Source organism: Nonomuraea sp. JJY05 (assembly GCF_043496855.1).
Lineage (GTDB): Bacteria > Actinomycetota > Actinomycetes > Streptosporangiales > Streptosporangiaceae > Nonomuraea.
Genome location: NZ_JBIEIS010000030.1, coordinates 79,848 through 100,646, shown reverse-complemented (window position 1 = coordinate 100,646; position 20,799 = coordinate 79,848). Strand labels below are relative to the sequence as shown.

Annotated in this window: 20 protein-coding genes and 1 pseudogene; 11 read left to right on the top strand and 10 right to left on the bottom strand. The window is 70.0% G+C overall.

Going from position 1 to position 20,799, the window contains the following annotated elements; genetic code table 11:
- The first annotated feature begins 21 nt into the window (after positions 1–21).
- Positions 22–774 (top strand): TetR family transcriptional regulator, encoded by a 753-nt coding sequence (locus tag ACFKCF_RS38720; protein WP_394500272.1) that lies wholly within the window; start codon positions 22–24, stop codon positions 772–774.
- A gap of 58 nt (positions 775–832) precedes the next feature.
- Here the strand turns inward: ACFKCF_RS38720 and ACFKCF_RS38715 are convergent, their stop codons facing one another.
- Together ACFKCF_RS38715 and ACFKCF_RS38710 are read right to left on the bottom strand one after the other, a co-directional pair.
- Positions 833–1,333 (bottom strand): MFS transporter, encoded by a 501-nt coding sequence (locus tag ACFKCF_RS38715; RefSeq protein WP_394500271.1) that lies wholly within the window; start codon positions 1,331–1,333, stop codon positions 833–835.
- Positions 1,333–1,539, bottom strand: a complete 207-nt coding sequence (locus ACFKCF_RS38710) for a hypothetical protein (RefSeq protein WP_394500335.1) — start codon at positions 1,537–1,539, stop codon at positions 1,333–1,335. Before ACFKCF_RS38710 ends, ACFKCF_RS38715 begins: the two co-directional genes overlap by 1 nt.
- On the opposite strand from ACFKCF_RS38710, the gene ACFKCF_RS38705 reads away from it, so the two are divergent.
- Both ACFKCF_RS38705 and ACFKCF_RS38700 read left to right on the top strand, forming a co-directional pair.
- Positions 1,486–1,935 (top strand): MarR family winged helix-turn-helix transcriptional regulator, encoded by a 450-nt coding sequence (locus tag ACFKCF_RS38705; RefSeq protein WP_394500333.1) that lies wholly within the window; start codon positions 1,486–1,488, stop codon positions 1,933–1,935. The genes ACFKCF_RS38710 and ACFKCF_RS38705 overlap by 54 nt on opposite strands.
- Entirely contained in the window at positions 1,878–2,021 is a 144-nt protein-coding gene (locus ACFKCF_RS38700; protein WP_394500334.1) for a hypothetical protein, read from the top strand. Before ACFKCF_RS38705 ends, ACFKCF_RS38700 begins: the two co-directional genes overlap by 58 nt.
- Positions 2,022–2,077: 56 nt before the next feature.
- On the opposite strand, the gene ACFKCF_RS38695 is transcribed toward ACFKCF_RS38700, so the two are convergent.
- Positions 2,078–4,738: an AAA family ATPase gene (locus ACFKCF_RS38695; RefSeq protein WP_394500270.1), complete on the bottom strand. Its 2,661-nt coding sequence runs from the start codon at positions 4,736–4,738 to the stop codon at positions 2,078–2,080.
- A gap of 147 nt (positions 4,739–4,885) precedes the next feature.
- The gene (locus tag ACFKCF_RS38690) at positions 4,886–5,137 is read right to left on the bottom strand and encodes a tannase/feruloyl esterase family alpha/beta hydrolase (RefSeq protein ID WP_394500269.1); all 252 of its coding nucleotides are present in this window, start codon (positions 5,135–5,137) and stop codon (positions 4,886–4,888) included.
- Positions 5,138–5,259: 122 nt separating this feature from the next.
- Between ACFKCF_RS38690 and ACFKCF_RS38685 the strand changes: the two genes are divergently transcribed.
- Genes ACFKCF_RS38685 through ACFKCF_RS38665 form a run of 5 tightly spaced genes read left to right on the top strand, consistent with a single transcriptional unit; the run spans position 5,260 to position 8,542 of the window.
- Entirely contained in the window at positions 5,260–5,955 is a 696-nt protein-coding gene (locus ACFKCF_RS38685; protein ID WP_394500268.1) for an alpha/beta hydrolase, read from the top strand.
- 9 nt (positions 5,956–5,964) lie between these two features.
- Entirely contained in the window at positions 5,965–6,402 is a 438-nt protein-coding gene (locus ACFKCF_RS38680; RefSeq protein WP_394500267.1) for a hypothetical protein, read from the top strand.
- 60 nt (positions 6,403–6,462) lie between these two features.
- A complete protein-coding gene (locus tag ACFKCF_RS38675) occupies positions 6,463–7,896 on the top strand; it encodes a dihydrolipoyl dehydrogenase family protein (RefSeq protein WP_394500266.1) in 1,434 nt (477 codons plus the stop codon).
- Between the two features lie 26 nt (positions 7,897–7,922).
- Entirely contained in the window at positions 7,923–8,246 is a 324-nt protein-coding gene (locus ACFKCF_RS38670) for a hypothetical protein (protein WP_394500265.1), read from the top strand.
- 11 nt (positions 8,247–8,257) lie between these two features.
- Positions 8,258–8,542, top strand: coding sequence for a hypothetical protein (locus tag ACFKCF_RS38665; protein WP_394500264.1), 285 nt, complete (start codon positions 8,258–8,260; stop codon positions 8,540–8,542).
- Between the two features lie 1,065 nt (positions 8,543–9,607).
- Here ACFKCF_RS38665 and ACFKCF_RS38660 read toward each other — a convergent pair.
- Positions 9,608–10,435, bottom strand: coding sequence for a Bax inhibitor-1/YccA family protein (locus ACFKCF_RS38660; RefSeq protein ID WP_394500263.1), 828 nt, complete (start codon positions 10,433–10,435; stop codon positions 9,608–9,610).
- Between the two features lie 305 nt (positions 10,436–10,740).
- A complete protein-coding gene (locus ACFKCF_RS38655) occupies positions 10,741–11,169 on the bottom strand; it encodes a hypothetical protein (RefSeq protein ID WP_394500262.1) in 429 nt (142 codons plus the stop codon).
- Between the two features lie 196 nt (positions 11,170–11,365).
- On the opposite strand from ACFKCF_RS38655, the gene ACFKCF_RS38650 reads away from it, so the two are divergent.
- Positions 11,366–11,797, top strand: a complete 432-nt coding sequence (locus tag ACFKCF_RS38650) for a hypothetical protein (RefSeq protein WP_394500261.1) — start codon at positions 11,366–11,368, stop codon at positions 11,795–11,797.
- A 41-nt stretch (positions 11,798–11,838) separates the two neighbouring features.
- Here ACFKCF_RS38650 and ACFKCF_RS38645 read toward each other — a convergent pair whose 3' ends face one another.
- Positions 11,839–14,604 (bottom strand): AAA family ATPase, encoded by a 2,766-nt coding sequence (locus ACFKCF_RS38645; RefSeq protein WP_394500332.1) that lies wholly within the window; start codon positions 14,602–14,604, stop codon positions 11,839–11,841.
- Positions 14,605–14,932: 328 nt separating this feature from the next.
- Between ACFKCF_RS38645 and ACFKCF_RS38640 the strand changes: the two genes are divergently transcribed.
- Together ACFKCF_RS38640 and ACFKCF_RS38635 are read left to right on the top strand one after the other, a co-directional pair.
- Positions 14,933–15,493 carry a hypothetical protein gene (locus ACFKCF_RS38640; protein ID WP_394500260.1) on the top strand — a complete coding sequence of 187 codons (561 nt, stop codon included), beginning with the start codon at positions 14,933–14,935 and terminating at the stop codon, positions 15,491–15,493.
- A pseudogene (locus tag ACFKCF_RS38635) lies at positions 15,490–15,714 on the top strand (transposase); the annotation flags it as partial. The gene ACFKCF_RS38640 and the pseudogene ACFKCF_RS38635, both read left to right, overlap by 4 nt.
- A gap of 55 nt (positions 15,715–15,769) precedes the next feature.
- On the opposite strand, the gene ACFKCF_RS38630 reads toward ACFKCF_RS38635, so the two are convergent.
- From ACFKCF_RS38630 to ACFKCF_RS38620, 3 genes are all read right to left on the bottom strand, one after another.
- Complete coding sequence (locus ACFKCF_RS38630; protein ID WP_394500259.1) at positions 15,770–16,348, bottom strand: hypothetical protein; 579 nt, start codon at positions 16,346–16,348, stop codon at positions 15,770–15,772.
- Positions 16,349–17,225: 877 nt separating this feature from the next.
- Complete coding sequence (locus ACFKCF_RS38625; protein ID WP_394500258.1) at positions 17,226–18,104, bottom strand: DUF5060 domain-containing protein; 879 nt, start codon at positions 18,102–18,104, stop codon at positions 17,226–17,228.
- Positions 18,105–18,108: 4 nt separating this feature from the next.
- A complete protein-coding gene (locus ACFKCF_RS38620; protein WP_394500257.1) occupies positions 18,109–20,799 on the bottom strand; it encodes a glycoside hydrolase family 3 N-terminal domain-containing protein in 2,691 nt (896 codons plus the stop codon).

Below are 20,799 nucleotides of genomic sequence, written 5' to 3'. Positions count from 1 at the left end.
CGCAGACAAGGATTTCGTGACATGACAGCAGCGCCGCTCGCAGCGCCCGCCGGGCGCGCTGATGCCCGCCGCAACCGGGAGCTCGTGCTGCGCACGGCGACGCGGGTGTTCGCCGAGGAGGGGTCCGAGGCGTCCCTCGGCCGTATCGCGCAGCGCGCCGGGGTCGGTGCCGGCACGGTCTACCGGCACTTCCCGAGCAAGGACATCCTGCTCGAGGCGGTGCTCGCCGAGCACCTCGACGCTCTGGTGGCCGCCTCGGATCGCTGGCGCGGCCGCGCCGGTCACGGTGACGCGATGTTCTGCTTCCTGCTCGAAGTGATCGAGAAGTCGGCAGGCCGCCAGCACGTGTGCGATGCGCTCACCGGTGACCGGAGCTGGCCGCGCGCCGTGCTGGCCGCCGCGGTACGGCGGTTCCACGAGGCCCTGGAGCGCCTGCTGCACGACGCGCGACAGGCAGGCGTGGTACGCGCCGACGTACGGGTGGACGATCTGTCGGCGCTCGCCGTCGGCGGTGCCGCCCTGCGTGCCGCGCACCGGGACCAGGCCCGCGGCGCCCGGCTGGTGCGATTGCTGCTGGACGGGTTGCGTGCCCGTACCGTCACGAAACCCGAGTCGTTTCGTGACTCGTCCTCGCCGTCCCGTCACGAAACCTCCGCTCCGCGGCACTGCGGGGAATGCGGGGCGCCGCTGCCGGAGCGGGCTACAGGGAGGCCGCCCCGCTACTGCAGTCCGACGTGCCGCCAGCGGGCTCACCGCCGCCGTCCCGCCGGTTAGCGATGCCGCTCGCTTCGCGGTCGCTGCTCGCAGGTAGGCCGAGTCCTGCTGAAGGGGGTCATGCCGCCGCCGTCCGCAGGGCGCGCACGGCGTACGGCGAAACCGCGACCCCGAGGACCGGTGCCGAGGCCCATCCCCACGAGGGGCCTTGGGTGAGGGCGAGCAGCACCGCGACCAGGCTGAGGCCGAGCAGCAGCGAGCCCGGCACGTCGAGCCTGCCGGAGGCGGCGCGCTCACCGCGGGGTACGCATCGCGCGACCATGCCCAGGCTGATCAGCGCCGGCAGCGCGCCGAGTACGAACAGGTAGCGCCACGACAGCCGGTCAGCGAGCAGCCCGCCGACCACCAGCCCGGCTCCGGCCCCGGCGATGCCGGACACCAGGCCCATCGCGGACGCCAGCCGTTGTCTGGTCAGCGCCTCGCGCGGGATCGCCATCGACAGCGGCACCACCGCCAGCGCCGCACCCTGCACGACGCGGGCGGCGATGAGCTGGGCGATGTCCTGGGCGAGCGCGGCGCCGGCCATGCCGACGGCGTACGCGGCGAGCACGCCGACCATCACGCGGCGCTTGCCGTATGCATCAGGGAGTAGCCGAAGACCGTCGCAGGCTTCGCCGCGGCGCTGGTGCGGATGTCACACTCGTGCAGCACGTCTTCGCCGACGTCAGCCGCGAGCGCGACGTCACCCCACAGCAGGGGCAACTGCTGTGCGTGCTGACGAGCGGCGACGGGGTCGGGAGGACGGACCTCAGCAAGCTCCTGCACCTGGAGAAGCCGAGCCTCACAGGGCTGGTGGACCGGGCGGAGCGGCGCGGCCTGGTCCGCCGCGTGCACGACGACGCCGACCGGCGCGCGACAGCTGCTTCTGCGAGGATCCGGCCCAGGCCCGTGCCACCCGGCGCGCCTGCTCGACTGGGCCGCCGACACCACCGCCCTGGTGCTGCCCGCCCACTTCAGCGGCCGGTCTGCCCTGGAGATCGAGCGGCGTGCCGATTCCTACACCGTCAAGCAGTGGGGCCCCTTCAGCCGCTACTGACCGCTCCGCCACCCGAGCCTCGCTCTGCCTGGTGCACCGCCGGCGGCACGGTGAGGACGACCAGATCGTGCCGATCGCGGTGTCGGCGCTCAAGACGGTCGGGCTGCTGCCGCAGGGGACGTTGAAGGCCATCCCGGAAGCTCCGCACGGTCTGATCGGTGGGTTTGAGGAGGCGTTCGACGGAGAACTGCTGGAGTTCGTGAAGAGCTGAACGTCCGTGTGGCTGTGAGAGCCATGTCGCCCTGGCCGAGTGTCCGGTTCGATGCGTCAGGCATTCGACGCCGTGACGCGGTCGGGGCGGTTCATGGCGTCCCGGAGGGCCGCGCGGGTGGTGACGCCCAGTTTGGGGAAGATCCGGTACAGATGGGAGCTGACGGTACGCGGTGACAGGCGTAGCCGTGCGCCGATCTCCTTGTTGGTGAGGCCGCTGGCGGCGAGGTCGGCGATTCGTTGTTCCTGCCAGGTCAGCGACGTGTACGGAGTGGAGACCAGCGGTGCTGCTCCGATGATCCGCAGTTCGGCGCAGGCTCGCTCGGCCCATGCGGCGGCACCGAGCCGTTCGAAAGTCTCGGCAGCGTGGGTGAGAAGGGCCCAGGCGGCGGTGCGTTCGCGGGCGTGACGCAGGCGGATCGCATGGGCCAGCTGGATCCGTGCCGTTTCGAACGGGAACCGCGCGGCCGCCGGATGGGAGGTGGCGCGTGCGAACATTTCGCCGGCCTCCCGCTCGGAGCCCGCGGTCATCGCGAGCGCTCCGTAGCAGGTCAGGGCGAGGCGCGGGGAGAGATCGGCGAAGCCCGCGTCGCGGGCGGCGAGGGCGTGGCGGCGGGCCTGTTCGGTGCGGCCGGTGTGCAGGGCCGCCTCGATGAGGTCGAGGAGGGTCCGTGACGCCGGGGCGCAGTAGGGCCGGAACGTGCCCGGTGCCGTGATGTCGACGGCGTGGCGGTACGCGGCCTCATAGTCGCCCGCGCTCAACGCTGCCGTCACGGCAATGGAGTCGGCGAGGTCGGTGACGAGGCCGATCCCGCGCGGCCTGGCCCAGGCGTCGATCTCTGCCCGCAGTTCGAGGGCCCGAGCGATCTCGCCGCGCAGCGCCGCGAGTTGCGCCAGGTAGCCACGTGTCTGGTGGGCGAGGAGATGACGGCCGTGCTCGATCTCCAGAGCGAGGGCCCGTTCTCCAGTCCGCACAGCGGCGTCCCAGTCGCCGGACCCCATCTGGTCCAGCATGATCACCTTCAGCATGAGTATGCCGCTGAACACGGCGCCGGTCGCCAGTTCGCGGTCCACGACGCGTTCCAGATGAGGTCGGTACTGACTGACGATGTCGAGGTAATAGGCCGCGGTGGCCAGGCGCGTGACATCCCAGGGCTCCCGGTCGCGCAGGTTCGCCGCAGCCCGCTCGAGCGGCTCGGCCCAGCCACGCCCGTGCAGGACCACGTCGCTCCAGGTGTTGCTGTAGATCTGTGTCTGCTCGGTGACGAGGTCGCCGAGGGACGCGAGCGTCTGATGAGCCTCGTTCCACAGGGCGGGGTCAGCGGCGTACTGGCTGACGGCGAGCAGGAGGACTTGCGCGCGGGTGAGGGCCTCCGTGGGTTCGCCGTCCAGGCCCTCGATCGCCGCCATCAGCTGTCGGCGGGCGGAGCGCACGTCACCGTCCTCGAAGAACGCCTGGTGGATGGCGTTGACAGCCGCGTCCGGCCCGGAGGTGAGAGGGACCGGGGGAAGCTCACTGCCGAGCCGGGCCGCGTATCCGGAGAGGAACGTCGCATAGCTGAGCCGCCGGGCCCGTTCCACGAGGTCCTCGCTCAGCTCGGCGGCACGGGTCAGCCAGCCGACGACGGTGAGGGCGCCGCCACGGCGGATCGCCGAATGGGCCGCGGCCTCCAGCGCCCGGGCGGCCTCCTCGTCGGGTGCGACACAGGCCGCGGCCAGATGCATCGCACGTCGTTCGAGGTCGTCCCGGTGGACGTCCGCGAGCACGCGATGCGCCGCCCGACACTGCTCGGGGGTCGCCATCTGCACGACACTCGACCGGACCAGCGGATGCCGGAAGGTGACGTCCCCGGTGATCGGTTCGGCGTCCAGCAGGCCACACGCCACCGCCTCGTCGACGTTCCGCATCCGGTGGCGCGGCTTCGGCCCGCCGTCGCGCGGCCGGGTCCCGACACCGGCGAGCGCGCCCATCAACAGTTCCGCACGGACCGGGTCACTGAGCGCGGCGATGCGGGAGCCGTACAGGTGGTGCAGCCTCCGTGGCAGCCCCGCATCGCCGGCCTGGGACGGTAGTTCCAACAGGGCGAGGGGATTGCCGAGAGCCTGGTCCAGCACCCATTGGCGCACCCGCTCATCCAGGGAAGGGTGGCGCTGGTCGAGCAGGCGCACCGCATCCTCGTCGGTGAGCGGGCCGACCGATATCTCGGGCAGCACCGCCGTGTCGAACCGGGAGATGACCTCGTCCCGGACGGCGACCAACAGCTTCACCGGGACGCCCCCGATCCGGCGCCCGACGAAGCCGAAGACGTCGGCGCTGGAATCGTCGAGCCACTGGCCGTCATCGAGGATCATCAGCAGAGGACGTCGCGTGGCGATGTCCGACAGCAGTTCGAGCACCGCGATGCCGAGCGTCATCAACGAGGGAGGATCGTCGGCTCGCCGCCCGGTGATCGCGTCGAGCACCGTGCGGCTGTCATCGTTCAGCGGGAGCAACTGGTAGAGCAACTGATGCAGTCCGGAATAGGGCAGTTCGGACTCAGCCTCGACCCCGGTGATCCGGCTCACGAGCTGGCCGGCCCGGACGGCCAGCTCCGCCGCTTCCTCAAGCAGAGCGCTCTTGCCCACTCCCGCCTCGCCCCGTACGACGAGCACCCGCCCGGCGGTGGACTCAACCATGCCGGAGATCTCCGCCCGCTCACGATCCCTACCGATGATCATCGCTGACTCCCCCTTCTCCGCCGTAATCTGCCTGGTGATCAGCTTGGCTTGGCCGGAGGCCCCAGGGCCCCAGGGAGTGTCCCTGGTCTTCTCCTCGGGGGGCACGGGTATGCGCCCGGCCCGGCACGGGCCCGGCGCTCGTCGTCGTCAGGGTGACGGAGAGAGCGGCCGGGGCCGGCCGTCCTCGACCCAGGCGATCAACGCGGTGAGATCATCGGCCTGGCCCCCGCTCAGGCAGCAGTGCTCGGTGCCCGGCGCCAGGAACGGCCGGAAGAAGTCATCGACGTCACCTCCGGTCGCGCGTTCGACCCGCCGCCGATAGTCGACCGTGCCCTTCGTGGGAATCAGAGGGAGTTGGGCTGGCGACTCACTGTCGCCACCGCCCTGTTCACCGCGCATCGGTCACCTGACGGTCGGTCGTTCCGACGTCGTCTGACTCACCGTCAGATGACCGATGTGCGCAAACCGGTGCACAGCCGAAGGTGGGAGCGTCCGCACCGCTCACGCGGAAGGTGAACTCCATGAACAACCACTACAGGCGGCTTTTCGCCGGCGTCGCCGCGACAGTCGCCGCCGCCGTCTGCGTTTTCCCCCTCGCCGCCATGGCAGACGCGGCCAGCCGGACGCCGAAGCCGAAGCCGACCATCATCCTGGAGCCCGGCGCGTTCGCCGACGGCTGCAGTTGGAACCGCATCATCGCCGGTCTGCGCCGCGACGGCTACCCACTGCGCGGCGTCGCCTCCGACGCCGCCGCGCCACATGGTCTGATCGCCCACATCGACGGGCTCGTCATCCTCATCGGCCACTCCTGCGGCGGCAGTGTCATCAGCGCGGCCGGCACCGGAAACAGCAAGGTCAAAGCCCTCGTCTACGTGGCGGCGTTCCTGCCGGAAGCCGGCGAAAGCGTACTCGGCCCGAGCACCGAGTTCCCCGGTTCGACCCGGCCCGACGCCCTTGAGACGGTCACCGGCCCCGACCTGTACATCCGGCAGGACGCCTTCCACGGCCAGTTCGCCGCTGACGTTCCCGCCCGGCGGGCAGCGCTGATGGCCGCATCCGAACGCCCGGTGGCGCAGGCCGTGCCGGGGGAGAAGGCGACGGCCTCCGCCTGGTGGGAGACCCACGTCACCGAGGTGGCCGCGTCCCACGCGGTCGCCGTCTCTCCCCCTGGCGTCGTCATCGGCGTCATCGAAACCGGCGCCCGTGCCACCCGCTGAGGAAACGTCATGGACCGGGAACTCGAAGTCGTCATCGTGCCGGTGTCCGGCGTGGACCGCGTGAAGGCCTTCCATATCGAAACGCTCGGATTCCGGCTCGACGCGGACCTCCCCGTCCGCGACGGCTACCGCGTCAACCAGGTGACCCCGCCGGGCTCCGCTTGCTCGATCATCTTCGGTGACGGGCTGACCCCGACGGCTCCGGACTCCCACCTGGGCCCGCATCTGATCGTCACCGGCCTCGAAGCCGCCCTCAAGGACCTCGCCGCCCGTGGCGTGACGGTGAGCGGGCCGGTCCGCGACGGGTCAGGTGTCTTCCACCACGCCGGCGACGCCGAACGGGTGCCCGGGTTCCATCCCGAGTGTGTCAGTTACGGCTCGTTCGCCTCCTTTCATGACCCCGACGGGACCCTCGAGGAGCTCACCCAGCGCGCTCGCGGCCGCTGAACCACTGTCCCCCACGGGGAGGGCGGACCACCGCCCTCCCCGTCCACCTTTGGAGATCCTGTGCGTATTTTCGACGTCATCGTCATCGGCGCCGGACCGGCCGGCGAGAACGTCGCCGGCCGGACGGCCGCCGCCGGGCTGGACACCGTCATCGTGGAAGCCGAACTGGTCGGCGGAGAATGCTCCTACTGGGCGTGCGAACCCAGCAAAGCGCTGCTACGGCCGGTACTGCTGCACGCCGGGGCACGCGGCATGCCCGGCATCGACCCGGGCCCGCTGGACGTCGAAGCAGTCCTGCGGCATCGCGACCGAATGTCCGGCGACGGGAACGACCAGTCCCAGGTGCAACGGGTGGAGCAGGCGGGCATCACCCTGATCCGCGGGCACGGACGGCTGTCCGGGCCACGAATCGTGGATGTGACCGGTGCCGACGGCGCCGTCCTGCGACTGTCGGCCCGGCACGCCGTGGCCGTCTGTACCGGGACCCGCGCCGCCCTCCCGCCGCTGCCGGACCTCGCCGCCCTGCGGCCCTGGACCAGTCGCGAAGCCACCAGCGCCACCCGGGTCCCGCCACGGCTGGCCATCGTCGGCGGGGGCGTCGTCGCCGTTGAGATGGCCACGGCCTGGCAAGCCCTCGGCTCGCAGGTCACCCTCCTCGTCCGAGAATCCGAGCTGCTTCCCCGGATGGAACGTTTCGCCGTCGACCTGGTCACCGACGTGCTCCGCGCCTCGGGCGTCGACCTGCGGTTGGACACGTCCATCACCGCCGCGACCCGCGCCGCCGACGTACGCCTCGTCTTGTCCGACGGAGAGGTGCTCCACGCCGATGAACTCCTGCTGGCGACCGGCCGCGCCCCCCGCACCGACGACCTCGGCCTGGAGACCGTCGGCTTGCGCCCCGGTATGTGGCTGCAGAGCGACGACACCTACACCGTGCCCGGCGTCACCGGCGATTGGCTGTATGCCGTCGGCGACGTCAACCAGCGCGCCCTCATCACCCACCAGGGCAAGTACCAAGCGAGGATCGCCGGCACGGTCATCGCCGAACGCGCCCGCAACCATCCCCTTGACCGCAGCCCGTGGAGCCGCCACACCGGAACCGCCGACCATGCCGCCGTCCCTCAGGTCCTCTTCACCGATCCCGAGATCGCCTTCGTCGGCCTCACGGCCGCCGACACCGCGCGTCTGGGCAGGGATGTCCACATCGTGGACTACGACCTCGGCCTCGTCGCCGGCGCCCACCAGCACAGCCCTGGTTATCGGGGCCGCGCCCGCATCCTCCTCGACCCCGCCCGTGGCACCCTCCTGGGCGCGACCTTCGCCGGCCGCGGCGTCGCCGAACTTCTCCAGTCCGCGACGTTCGCCATCACCGGCGAGATCCCGCTGGACCGCCTCTGGCACGCCGTCCCGGCCTTTCCCACGCTCAGCGAGGTCTGGCTCCGTCTCCTCGAAACCTACCGGGACACCGTCGCACCCCTGCCCAGTGGGCGCTGAGACCGCATCAAGAAGAGAGCCCGAACATGGAGTGGATCTTCCTGCCATGGACCCTCATGGCCTATCTGACCAGGGATTCCGATCCGACCGGCCGGCACTGGATCGAGCGGAACCGGTACGAGCCTCCCGGAGCCGCGGAGAAATGGCTGATCGAGATCGTCTATGAGACGGTTGTCGCCGAAACCCGCTGCACGAGATGCGGCGCCCCTCTGGACCGCCCCCGTCTCCGAGCAGACGCCTGGCCTGTCCGGGTCGCCACCCGGTGCCGGGGCAGCGCCCGCCACCGCCACCGCGCCGACGTCTCCCGAGCTCCGGACGGCCTCCACACCGGCCCTCTCATCCGCGCCTAGCTGGAGCCCTCATGAAAGTGATCTTCGGCTGCGTCCGTGCCCTGGCCGACGCGCTCCGCCGCGCCGCCGAAGCCCACGCTTCCGACTCCGGCCCAGGCCTCGGTTCCGACTGGCCCGATTGGTATGCCTACCACATGGCCGCCTTCAACGGCTTCGGCCGCTTCACCCCTCTCCCGGAGCCGGTCCGCCCGGAGGACACGACCGCCACCCACCCCGCGGCTTCTCCGCCCGACCCCAACGGCGGCCGCGATCCCGGCCACGAATTCGTCCTCCGCTACGTCACTCCGGACTTCTGACCTACCGGACACCGTGTCCGGATCGGCGATCACGCCGACCCTCTCGCCCCACCCACACCGACTTCGTGGCCGGCCTCGTTCAGCGGTACCACGTCCACGGGACCGGCCCCGTGTGCATGGCCCACTCCGGGGGCCTGGCTTCTTCTGGGAGTACATGCGGATGCCGGCCCTCGAAGAGGACCTGACCATGGTGTACGTCGAGCCCATCGGCAGCAAAGGACAATCGCCTGCCCTCACACCCGAACGGGTACACGCGGGAGCGCTGCAGCAGTTTCCTGGGGATGCTCATCATCCTGCTCAGTGGCCCGAAGGCGCACCTGCTGGGGCACTCGCATGGCGCTCTCGTCGCCGCTTCTCACGCCCTCCACCGCTCCGAGCAGCCGGCCAGGGCCGCGCTGTACGAGGGCGCTCCCGTCACCGGCCCGGAACACGGCGCCGAGGCGGGTCGCATGGCGGAGGCGTTCACAGCGAAGCACGCCCACCACCCGGGGCGACGAGGAACGATACGGCCCGTTCCAGGACGCGATCCGGGCCACGTACACCTCCGGCCTGGAAGAAGGTCTCGTCCCCGACACCGATGATCGCGCCGCTCTCAAGGACCTGACGGTGTCGCCCTGGTGATCGTGGGCAGGTGCGACGTGATCGGCGGTGTTATAACGTGGGCGATCCGGCCGTTGCCGCGCTTGATCTCTCCGCAGTCCGGGGCGAGGTCACCCGTGATCAGACGCATCAGGGGGAGTCTTCCCGCCGCCGTTGGGACCGGTCAGTGCGACCAGGCGCTGCTCTTCGCGCAGCACGCGCCCGGCCTTCCCGCTCGGTGCGGACGGCCTCCTTATGATCAGTGAAATCGCAGCCGTAGAAGCGGAGTGTCGTCGGGCCGGCGAAGGAGGGGTTCGAGCAGACGATGGCGGAGCCGAACATGAAACGGCCCCGGAGGTGGTGAGGGCAGAGCCGGGTGCCCTGCCCTGCGTGGACGGGGGAAGGCGGGCGTGACGCTACGGATCCGCTATCTCACCCGAAACCGTCGTCTTCGCCCGCCAGGTCCATGTTCCGGTATCCGTGTGATCAGTCGTCACTCTTGAAGATCGTCAATACCCGTAGCACCTCCAGGTAGATCCACACCAGTGTCGTGGTGAGACCGAAAGCGGCGAGCCAGGCCGTCTTGCGCGGAGCACCGTGGGCGATGGCGTCCTCGACCTGCTTGAAGTCCAGGGCGAGGAAGGCTGCGCCGAGCACGATGCCGACGAGACCGAAGACGATGCCGAGACTTCCGCTGTGGAAACCGAGGCCGTTGCCCGCGCCGAATGAGGAGAAGAGGGCATCGGCGATCAGCAACAGCAGGAAGCCCATCGCGGCGGCGCCGACGAAGCCTGCGAACCGCTGAGTGACCCGGATCCAGCGCATGCGGTAGGCGATGAGCGTACCTGCGGACACCGCGAAGGTGCCGAGCACCGCCTGACCGACCACACCCGGCGCGATGTGCGTCGAGACAGCGCCGGAGAACACGCCGAGGAAGACGCCCTCGAACGCCGCATATCCGATGATCAACGCCGGGAACGGGGTCGGTTTGACCGCCTGGATGATCGACAAGACAAAGGCGATGAGCGCTGCGGCCACGGCGATTCCATAGGATCGGCCGAGGTTCGCCTCGTCGACGGGCAGCAGCAGCCAGGACAGCACGGCCGTCAGGACCACGATTCCAAGGGTCGTCGCGGTGCGGACGATGACCTCATCCATGGTCAGCGAGGCTGAGTCGACCTGCCGACCAGTGTCGGCGAGGGGGGCGTAGGGGCTGGTCCCGTACTCGCCTGCTGCGGCGTTCACGGGGTCGCGCTGATACTGGCCCGAAGGGCCGGTGCTCCATCGGGAGAGGATCGGGTTGCTGCTCTTCATGTCATTTCTCTCTGTCCGCCGCATCTGCGGCCGGTACGAATGGTTGATCAGTCGGGTTGAGCTTTCGGCCGGTCGAGCAGGTCCATGAGGAGGCCGTCCAAGTTCAGCCCGCTCATCTCGGCCTCGGCCACCTCCGCACGTCGCCGGTGGTATGAGTTCGGGCGCCGAATGCGCTCGCCATGGTGACTGATCACGGTGGTGCCGGGAGGCCCTCTCTGTAGGACGAGGTCTGTGCCTCCACTCTTCGCCAGGGGGAGGATCTCGCGCATCGGTCACCTGACGGTCAAAGGTCCGGGTGCACTGGGTCACTTGACCTGCAGAGGGCCCGAGAAAGACTTGCGCAGGGATGACGGAGCGACCAGGGGTAGCAGGACGGCGAGGAACTTGCCCTTGAGCGTGCCCGGCCGCCGGGTCAGCTCCACGTCGACCCGGGTGCCGCCGGATTCGGGGCTCATCGTGAAGACCCAGCCGCCACCGCCCCCGAAGAGCTTGGAGTCGAGGGTGGTGATGGTGACCGTGTCACCGTCCGGTTCCCACTCATAACGCGCGCGTTCCCAGGCGGCGGCGGTGCCCTCGGTGACTTCGGCCCAGGTGGCGCCGAGGGAGTGGACCTCAAAGTGCCCCGCGTCGATCGTGGGCCAGACATCGGCGCGAGAGGGACCGAAGTCGGTCAACACCCTCAACACCTCCTTCGGGCTGAGTGCGGACACGAGGTGGAAACGTACGACTGCCATGAGAGCTCCTTGACAGAGGAATCAACCGGTCTGACTGGTGACGGGAGATTTCCACGAGCCTGCGTCACCCGCCAAGACGGTTATGTATGTGTTCCAGCTCGCAGGAAGCGCAGTCATTTGACTGATGTCAGTCGCGGCACCGCAGCGCACAGTTGGTGCGCGAAGGACAGACCAACCCGAAGCGGCAGAGAGGCCCATGACCAGGACCAACGTCACTTTCCTCGGCGGCGGCATCCGAATCGCCGCGCATCTGTACACCCCCGACACCCCGGCAGCAGGCCCGTGGCCGGCGCTCGTCGTCGGATCACCCTCGCCTTCGACGCCGCCTACCAAAGCGAAGCGTCTCCGGCAGCTACTCACTGGCCGCGACCACCACGTCAGGGCTGTGGCCACCGTCTCCACCGCCGAACCCGCCCGCCAGTGCCGGCTGGGGGCCGACGGTACCCAGGACCCGGCCGTCTTCCAGTCCTTGCTTGCCGCCGCCGCTCAGGCGCGCGGCACCGCCACACGCGGGGAGGACCCCGGCGCGATGACGATGTTCCCGGACACCGCCGAACAGGCCGGCGCGCACGGCATCGAGGCTTCGAGTACTACTGCACCCCCGCGGCGAACACGAACGTTCAGCTGAAACACTGTCCCTGGTGGCCAAGCAGGCGCACTGGAACCTGTCTAGCGGTCCGGCAGATCGCCGTTCTGGTGCAGGGCGGCGGCGAGTTGGCGGCGGGAGGTGATCCCGAGTTTTCCGAAGACATTGCGCAGATGCCACTCGACGGTGCGAGCGCTGAGGAACATCTGGCCGCCGATCTCCGGATTCGTGAGGCCGTCGGCCGCGAGGCGGACGATCAACGTCTCCTGGGCGGTGAGGGTGCTCTCGCTCTCCACTGCGCTTTGCCGGACCCGTTCGCCGGTCGCCAGCAGTTCGCGGCGGGCGCGTTCGGCGAACGCCCTCATCCCCAGATCGGTGAACATCTCGTGAGCGATCTTCAAGTGGTGTCGGGCATCCACACGGCGATTGTCTCGACGAAGCCACTCGCCGTAGAGCAGGTGTGCTCGGCCCAGCTCGGGCCGCAGCGGGGTCCGGCCAAGCCGATCGATGGCCTCCAGATAGCGCTGCTCGGCGACGTCTCCGTCGCTGAGCAGCGCGCGCGAACGGGCTTCCAGGCCGAGCCCCACGTCTGTGCCGCCGGCCGTCGTCGACTCCGCCAGCCGGGTGAGGGCCGCTTCGGCGGCCCCGACGTCCCCGGTGCGGGTGGCGGCTTCGACCAGTTCAGGCAGCGCCCACAAGGCGATGAACAGGTCGGAGGAGCTCTCGCTGGACGCGACGGCGGCGGCCAGTGCCTCGCCGTAGCGGCCGAGCCCGTTGTAGAGGACCGCTGCCACCCAGTTGGCGTACGTAACGCTCATGCCCTGGCCGGTCACCGCGACCTCGACGATCATCGAGTGGATGAGCGGGACAGCCTTCTCCTCATCGCCGCGCAGACAGGCGAGCATCGTCGGGCCGAAGGCGGCTGCGGGTGCTCCGGTCGCCTCGCAGACCGTCTCGGCCTCGGCGAACATGGCCGCAGACGCCGCGAATTCGCCCGACCAGGCGGTCACGGTTCCCAGCGTGGCCAGCACGATAGGCAGCAGGTCGAACGCGCCCACCGCCCTCAGCACCTTGAGCTCCCGTTCGAGGAGGAAGCGCCAGTTGGTGAAGTCCCAGCTGCCGACTGCGGCGGCGTGCGCGAACCAGCCCCAGCGCAGTACCTCTTCCGGGGTGAGGGAGGCGTCGACGATCGCGCTGACGGCTCTCCGCATGATCGGTGCCGCGGCGGCCGGGCCCTCCACGATCACCTGCGCCAACGCGTGGAGGACGAGTTCGGCCTCATCCGGGTGCGCCGACACCGGCAGCCTGCGGGCGGCTTGAGACACGTCCGCCAGGCTTCCGCCGATCGCGAGGTCACCCGCGAACATCGCGGCCATCCACGCGTTGAGGTAGGTCTCGCGAGCCAGGTCGAGGTCGAGCGGTTCGAGTCGCTTGGCCGCCTTCAGCAGCAGCGGCGGGCCATCGCTGCCCAGCCCGGAGGCGAAGGCGACATTCCCACGCAGCAGGTCCGCGCGGGCGCTCTGCAGTTCGGTCAGCGGTTCCGCCCGCACGATCGCGAGCAGTTCGAGGACGCGGTCGTAGGAGCCGGCCTGCAGGTTGGCGTGAGCGGCGGCGAGCATATGGTCGGCCCGGCGCGCCGGGTCGACGGTCAGGGCAGCGGCCTGCTCCAGGAACGCCGCCGCCGCATTGGGTCCGCCGCGGGCTTGAGCCCTGCTCGCGGAGCGCTCGAGGTCGGCTGCGGCCTCTTCGTCCGGCCCGTCCGTCGACTGCGCTCGATGCCATGCCCGGCGATCCGGATCGTCGATCGGATCGGTCGACTCGGCCAGCGCTCGATGCACAGCGCGCCGCTGCTCGGCCGTCGCCGACCGGTAGGCGGCCCTTCGGAGCAGCGGATGCCGGAAGCTGATCCGCTGCCCGAAATCGGCGAGTCCCGACTCCATCGCGGGCCGGGCCGCCAGGTGCGAAATCCTGAGGAGGCCGGCGGCCCGCCAGATCAGCTTCGCGTCGCCCGAGGGCTCGGCCGAAGCCAGGCAGATCAGCAGCCTGGTGTCGCCGGGCAGCGCATCCAACTGCCGGGCGAAACTCTCCTCGATCCGCCCCGACAGCGGAGCCGTTCCCGGAAATCCGAATCCGCCGGCCAGTTCCTCGCGGGACATCGTCCGCGGCAGCTCCAACAATGCCAGCGGATTGCCCCGCGTCTCGGCCACGATCTGATCCCGTACTCGCGCGTCGAGCGGCCCCGCCAGCGCGGCGGTGAGCAGTTCGTGCGCGTGCTGATCGGCCAGCCCGTCGAGGCGCAGCTCACGAACGCCGGCCACCTCGTCGGTCGGAGTTCGCACCCCGAACACGATGCCGATCGGGTCGGCCCCGAGTCTCCGCGCGACGAAGCCGAGTGCCTGAGCCGACGCCCGGTCCAGCCAATGCAGATCATCCACCACGCAGAGCAGCGGCCGCTCCCTGGAGACCTCCGACAGCAGGCTGAGGACGGCCATCCCCACCAGGAACCGCGGCGGAGGCGGACCCTCCGCCAACCCGAACGCGGTCCGCAAGGCCAGCTGCTGTGGCTTGGGCAGCGCCTCCAACCGCTCCAGCCACGGGCTGCACAGCTGGTGCAGCCCGGCGAAGGCCAACTCCATCTCCGACTGCATGCCTGACACCCGCAGCACCCTGAATTCGCGCGCATTGGCGGCCATATCGTCGAGGAGTGCCGTCTTGCCGAGCCCCGCGTCCCCGCTCAGGACGAGCGCCCGTCCCTCACCTGCGCGAACGGCCTTCAGAAACCCGGTAAGCGTCTCCCGCTCACTGAGCCGGTTGACCAACTTGGCGGGCGCGCCTTCCAGACTCGGCATCACCAACACATCCTTTCACCAGCGCGGATAATGCCACGAGGGCAAAGGCCTCAGCAATTTTCTCGCTGGTGGCCGGGCGCAAGAGAGGGAGGGGCCTCGCATGGAGAGGCTGTTCGCGGTCCAGAAGCCTCGACGGCTTGCACAGCGCTACGAATGTCCTGAAGATCTTGGTGGTCGGCCAGATCGGGCTCGGGAATTCAGCCTCGGGTCATGATGGGCCGTCGGAGGGTTCCGGCCGGGCCTGAGGTGTGGGTCGTGCGCCGGGAGTGTGTTCGCGTTCCTGGCCGAACACCGGCGGAGGTTGTTACCGCCGCAAGCGTTCGCGGACATGTACGCGCCGGTGCATGGGCGTCCGTCGGTACCGCCGGGCCTGCTGGCCCCGGTGGTGGTGCTGCAGGCGCTGCATGGATTGTCCGATGAGGAGGCGGTCGGCCTGCCGGCCCTGATCGCCGGCCAAGACGTCGAACCCGCCGCCGGCTCCGACGGGCGGTGGCGGATCGCCCGCCGCACCGCACCCGACCGGATCATCTCCACCGTCGATCCACAGGCCCGCCACATCCACAAGAGCGGTCAGCACCGTGACGACGGCCACAAGGCTGGACCTGGCGGTCGAGCCGGAGACCGGGCTGTTCACCGCCGTCGCGTTACGCCCCCGGTGCTGGAGCCGCCCACCACGAGGCCGCCGTCGCCCCCGGCCTGCTCGCCGCCGAAGACGGTCCGCTGCAGATCCTGGCCGATGCCGCCTACTCCGCCGCCGAGCTGCGCGCCGCCCTCACCCGACGCCGGTCACCGGCTGCTGATCAAAACGCCCGCGCTCAAGCCCGCCGTGGCCGGCGGATTCACCCCCGATGACTTCGCCATCGACACGAGCGCCGGCACGATCACCTGACCGCCGGGCACACCGTCCCGCTCGCCGCACCCTCGGGCCTCCACCAGCAGCGCCGCGCAACCTTCACCGGCCTGTGCGCCGCTTGCCCTCTGCATGATCGCTGCACCACCGCCAAGACCGGCCGCGTGGTGACCATCCGCCCGCACCACGACCTGCAAGCCGCGGCCCGCCACCAGGCCGCCACCGACCCCGCCTGGCAGGACGACTGCCGGCGCCGGCGGCCCATGGGGGAGCGCGCCGTGGCCTGGCTAATCGCCCGCGGCAACCGCCGTCTGCCTACCGCGGCAGCCACGCCAACGACCGCCGGCTCCACCACCGTGCCGCCGCACGCAGCATCGCCAGCTCTGCCGCGATCGTGTCGGAGGCGACGCCGGTCGCCACGGCTGATTCCAGCCGATGGACGTCGGCCAGCAGGTGCCCATCCGCCGCATAACACATTCTGGAGGTGCCGGTGAGGTTCCACGAGACATGCCATACCTGCGCGTCCTGGCTGAGCCATGCGAGAACCCGGGGATGGGCCGGCATAGGTGAACCCGTCGGGTTCGACGAGCATCGTGGTCGCTCCGGCTGCCCTAGATAGACGAGGTCCCGGTCATCGACCTCGTCGAATTCGCTCATGGCCGGCCGGCCGCCGCCGGTCAGCCGCCGTCCCACCTCGGCCTGCGTCAGGGGCTCCGAGCGGGGTAGGACCACGGTCCAGGCAAGCCCTTCCGACAGCCATGCGGAGTCGGCCCGGAGCACCTGTTCGTAGCGCGCCACGACGGTCCGGAAATCCATGAAGGCCGATCCTCTCTTTTTGCGAAAGCGGGCCGTCGCGGGAATGACCCCCGCGACGGTGCTGGACAGGGACAACAAGCGGTGGATCAGCCCAAGAGACGATGGCATGCGATGTTGCGCAGCCGAAACTCAGGTTTGCGACCGGGGAACAACTCGTCGCACTTCGTGCCGAGCAGCGATGAACTCCTGCCCTACCCGTGGGCGCTCGGCGAGGCCGGGCGCGGATTGCTCGATGCACGCTTTGACCGCGGGCTCGACCGGGGAGAGGGACGGCCGGCTCCAGGATCGGTCGGCGGCGGGCGTCCGAGCCCCTGGTAACCACGCGGCTTATCGACGAGTGCACGATTTCTGACCGCCGTCGTGTGCCGGGCGCCGCCGCCACCGTCGGCTCGCTCCTCGGTTGCTTCCTGAGGAGAGTCAGTGATGCCGGCGAGGGAAAGGGGGGAGACGCTCGGCTCATGCCCCAGCGCAGAAACTGCGGGGACATCATTGCCAGGGACGTCACGCGAAGCGTCCGTGGCCCGAGAGGAAGAGTCCGGCTGGCCGCCGGATCTGACTGCCCCAGCCCCGCTCAGCTATCGTGGCGGCTATGACGGCGGAGGCTCCGCCCGCCAGCAGCAGACTTCTGGCACGCACTCGCCCACGCGGTCGTTCACCCTTGTCGGGCATTCTCTGCTCCCAGGTGCTCTTGATCGTTACGGTCCGTAGAGTAGCTGCGACTCTTCGAGCGTTCGGGGAGCTTGATCTTCCCTTGATGGTTCGTGACATTGGCATCTGGAGCGTCGGGGCCGGCGACTCGGACATGCATTGAAGCCCAGCCGTGTCGAGTGCGCCAAATTCCGGGTCAGATACCCGGTCCTATGCGCCAGACCTCCAGTCACGGGCAGCCCGGTACATCGTAGGCGCGGCGCCACGGCTAGGTTGTGTGCCGCTGGCGCTGCCGATTCCAGCCGTCTCAAGAACGGCCCTGCCGAGGCGTCCGGCGGAATCGGTGCTGCCCTTCGCGGCGCTGTCCGAGCTCGGACGGACCGGAGCCAGCCGCATGGTGACCTTCACCCAGAGCGCAGTCTGCCGCCCGCCCAGCTCTGTCGGCCAACCGTAAGGACGGCCGGATGCTGGTGTCACTGTCCAACGTGAGCGTGGCTTCCCGCACGTCCTCGGGCTGGTGGAGCCAGGCGTAGGCGGTCGTTCCCAGCGGCGTGTGGCAGGTCCCGTCGGCGTGGGCGAAGTGGAAGTCATCGACGCGGACCGGTCCGTGGGCGCCGTCCGCGGCCTCGGCCACCGGGAACTCGCCGCTCACGCCGTTGAGGCTGCGTGCGGTGGAGGACGTGGTGAAACGGCAGGTGCCGGTGGCATCGGGCAGGTAACGGAACACCCATCGGCCGTCCCCGTCGTAAAAGCCGCCGACCGTCGACTCGGTCTCGCCGAGCGTGAAGGTCGCGGTCAGTTCGACGTCGACGAACGGGTTGCCGTGCGAGGGACCCTCGAGGACCACCTCGGTCATCGCCCAGCGGCGCGCCGAGGTGGGCACGGTGACCGATGCGGATCCCTGCGCGGTGCCCTCGCTCTCGTAATCGGCACGGGGCTGCACCCTCGGTTCGTCGTCGCGTTCGGGGACCGCGATGTCAATCTGGGTGAGGTCGTCCCAGATCCGTTCCTTCACCTGCGGGTCGTCGATCAGACCGGGGTAGTCGAGGATGAACCGCAACTGCCCGGACCGCTGCTCGAGGATCTGCGGCTGGTCGAGCACACGGGGCAGGTAGCGGTCGACGACTGCTCGCGCCTGAGGTGTTTCCAGCACCTCGTGGATACGCGCGGATCGATCGAATTTCATCGGGTCACACCTTGTCCTTGGAGGCAGTGCCGGCTGGGTGATCAGCGAGTTGCCAGGAGCGCTGTGGCGCCGTCATCTGCGCGTGCGCCTCCGCGACGAGCCGATCGACGGTCTCGGGAGCGATCCGGCCGCCGCTGTACATCGCCATCTGCTGGAGCGACATTCCGAATGCCGGTGCGAGCGTCTCTTCGTCCGCTCCCTGCAGCAGGCCGCGTAGCAGGTCGCCGCCGACCGGGTGCTCGAGCCATTCCAGGACGGTGTTGTCGCCGGAGAGCGGAGCCGCTGTCCGGAGCGCGGCGGCGCGCGCAGCCGCGCTCCGCGTGGCCGACTCGGCGTCGGGGCCGACCGGGATCACCGACACCGAACTCGTGAGAGCGCGGCCAGGACCCGCCCGGTGAACACTGCCGGCGAGCGTGACCGACGTGCGCAGGCGTATCTGAGCGGACGACCCGCCGATGAAGAACTTGATCTTCCCGGGCTCGACGAGCCAGCCCTCGTCGAGGTCCCACAGCGCGAACATGCTCGCCGGCACCGTCGCCGTGATCCGCACCGCGGCGCCGGCCTCCAGCGACACCCGCCGGAACGCGACCAGCTTGCGCCGGGGCCGCACGGTCCGTGCGATCACGTCCTGCCCGTACACCTGGACGACCTCGTCACCGGCACGATCTCCGACGTTCACCACCGTGAACGACAGCTCGACCTCACCGTCGGTCGGTACCTCCGGCCGGCCGATCTCGACGTCACGGTAAGCGAAGGTCGTGTAGCTCAGACCATGCCCGAACGGGAACGTGGCCCCCGCGCGTCCCTCGACGTACGCGGGAGTCTGCGCCGCTCGCCAGTAGGGCAGGGGCGCGCTACCGCCGAAGTCGAGGAACGAGACGGGCAGCCGCCCGGCGGGATTGACGTCGCCGAAGAGCACGGCGGCGACGGCACTGCCGGCCTCCTCCCCGCCGAACCAGCTCGTCACGATCGCGGGAACGGAGTCGGCCATCCACCGCAGCGAGTAGGGCCGGCCGTGGCTCAGCACGACGACGGTCGGCGTGCCCGTGGCCAGCACCGCCTCGACCAGTTCTCGCTGCACGCCGGGCAGCTCGCACGTGGCGCTGTCCAGGCCCTCACCGACGGTGCCGAAAGCGTTGATACCCGCCTGGTCCCCGACGACGACCACGGCGACCTCTGCGGACCTCGCCGCTTCGACGGCCGCGGGAATGCCCGAGCGGTCCTCGTCCTGGATGGGGCATCCGGGCTCGTACAGCACCGTCGCACCGCGGGCCCGGTCGCGGATCCCGTCGAGAAACGTGACCACCGGTACGGACTCCACCATCAGGCGGGCTTGGTCCGCTCCCGTCGAGCCGCCGAATTCGGCGGCCTCGTCCGCGCGAGCCGTCGGGTCTGCGGCGAGCGCGAACCGCTTGGCCATGCTGTCGAGCACCGGGTAGCTGTAGTTGCCGAGCTGTCCCAGCAGACGGTCGGCGTTCGGGCCGATCACCGCGATCGTCGCGGTGCCCGGGTCGAGGGGAAGGAGGGGAACGCCGTTGACAGGCCCGTTGCGGAGCAGGACGACCGACTGCTCGGCGATCCTACGGGCGAGGCCGCGGGTCTCCGCGGAGTCGAGAGTCTCCGGCACCGCGTCCAGGTCGACGTAGGGCCGCTCGAACAGCCCCAGCTCGAACTTCGTCCGCAGGACCGTGCCCACCGCCAGGTCCAGGTCGGCCATCGCGAGAAGCCCGGACTCGACCGCCTCGACCAGGTGGTCGGTCGTCAATCGGGGGACGAGGTCCAGGTGCACCCCGGCGCGCACGGCCTGGGCGCTCGCGGCCGCGTCGCTGTGCGCGGTGCCGTGTTTGGTGTAGAGCTGGCTGACGGCACCGAGGTCGGAGATGACCAGCCCGTCGAAGCCCAGCTCGTCGCGGAGCAGGCCAGTGAGGTACGCGCGCGAACCGGTCACCGGAACGCCGTCGATGTCGACGTACGCCGGCATGATGCCGCGTGCCCTGCCGTCGCGGATCACCATCTCGAACGGTACCGAGTGGACCTCGCGCAGCTCGCGCGGGCCGATCGAGGCCGAGTCAGTGTTGCGACCACCGGCGCTGGCGCTGTAGCCGAGGAAGTGCTTCACCGTCGCGACGAGCGGCGTCTCGGCGTCCGCCTCCTGCATGCCGCGGACGAACGCGGTGGCCATCGAGCCGACGAGGTACGGCTCTTCGCCGTACGTCTCCTCCACCCGGCCCCAGCGTGGATCCCGTGCCGTGTCGGCCAGCGGCGACAGAGCCTGCCGGACGCCGGTGCGTGCCATCTGCATCCCGATCGCGGTGCCCATCCGCTCGATCAGCTCCGGGTCCCAGGTGGCAGCCTGGGCGATCGCATCGGGGAACACGGTCGCGCCCTGGATCTTCAGCCCGACCAGAGCTTCTTCGGCGACGAGAACGGGAATGCCCAGCCGCGTGTCCTCGACGTGTTTGCGCTGCAGTTCGTTGACCGCGGCGGCGATCTCGCGCGGGGGCCTTTCGAGGCTCGCCAGCGCTGCGACGACGCCGCCCCACCCGGTGGACGGTGGGTTGTGGACGTCGATCACGGGTGCGGTGGGTGCGGCGAGCTGCGCGGCTTTCTCCTCGAGGGTCATCCGGCCGAGCAGATCCGCGACCCGGTCGTCGACCGGCAGCGACACGTCACGGTAGGGCGGTTCGGGATGCAA

Coding starts and splice junctions, on each gene's coding strand:
- ACFKCF_RS38720 (WP_394500272.1), top strand. CDS start 22: ATGACAGCAGCGCCGCTCGCAGCGCCCGCCGGGCGCGCTGATGCCCGC.
- ACFKCF_RS38715 (WP_394500271.1), bottom strand. CDS start 1,333: ATGGTCGGCGTGCTCGCCGCGTACGCCGTCGGCATGGCCGGCGCCGCG.
- ACFKCF_RS38695 (WP_394500270.1), bottom strand. CDS start 4,738: ATGATCATCGGTAGGGATCGTGAGCGGGCGGAGATCTCCGGCATGGTT.
- ACFKCF_RS38690 (WP_394500269.1), bottom strand. CDS start 5,137: ATGCGCGGTGAACAGGGCGGTGGCGACAGTGAGTCGCCAGCCCAACTC.
- ACFKCF_RS38685 (WP_394500268.1), top strand. CDS start 5,260: ATGAACAACCACTACAGGCGGCTTTTCGCCGGCGTCGCCGCGACAGTC.
- ACFKCF_RS38680 (WP_394500267.1), top strand. CDS start 5,965: ATGGACCGGGAACTCGAAGTCGTCATCGTGCCGGTGTCCGGCGTGGAC.
- ACFKCF_RS38670 (WP_394500265.1), top strand. CDS start 7,923: ATGGAGTGGATCTTCCTGCCATGGACCCTCATGGCCTATCTGACCAGG.
- ACFKCF_RS38665 (WP_394500264.1), top strand. CDS start 8,258: ATGAAAGTGATCTTCGGCTGCGTCCGTGCCCTGGCCGACGCGCTCCGC.
- ACFKCF_RS38660 (WP_394500263.1), bottom strand. CDS start 10,435: ATGAAGAGCAGCAACCCGATCCTCTCCCGATGGAGCACCGGCCCTTCG.
- ACFKCF_RS38655 (WP_394500262.1), bottom strand. CDS start 11,169: ATGGCAGTCGTACGTTTCCACCTCGTGTCCGCACTCAGCCCGAAGGAG.
- ACFKCF_RS38650 (WP_394500261.1), top strand. CDS start 11,366: ATGACCAGGACCAACGTCACTTTCCTCGGCGGCGGCATCCGAATCGCC.
- ACFKCF_RS38645 (WP_394500332.1), bottom strand. CDS start 14,604: ATGCCGAGTCTGGAAGGCGCGCCCGCCAAGTTGGTCAACCGGCTCAGT.
- ACFKCF_RS38640 (WP_394500260.1), top strand. CDS start 14,933: ATGTACGCGCCGGTGCATGGGCGTCCGTCGGTACCGCCGGGCCTGCTG.
- ACFKCF_RS38625 (WP_394500258.1), bottom strand. CDS start 18,104: ATGAAATTCGATCGATCCGCGCGTATCCACGAGGTGCTGGAAACACCT.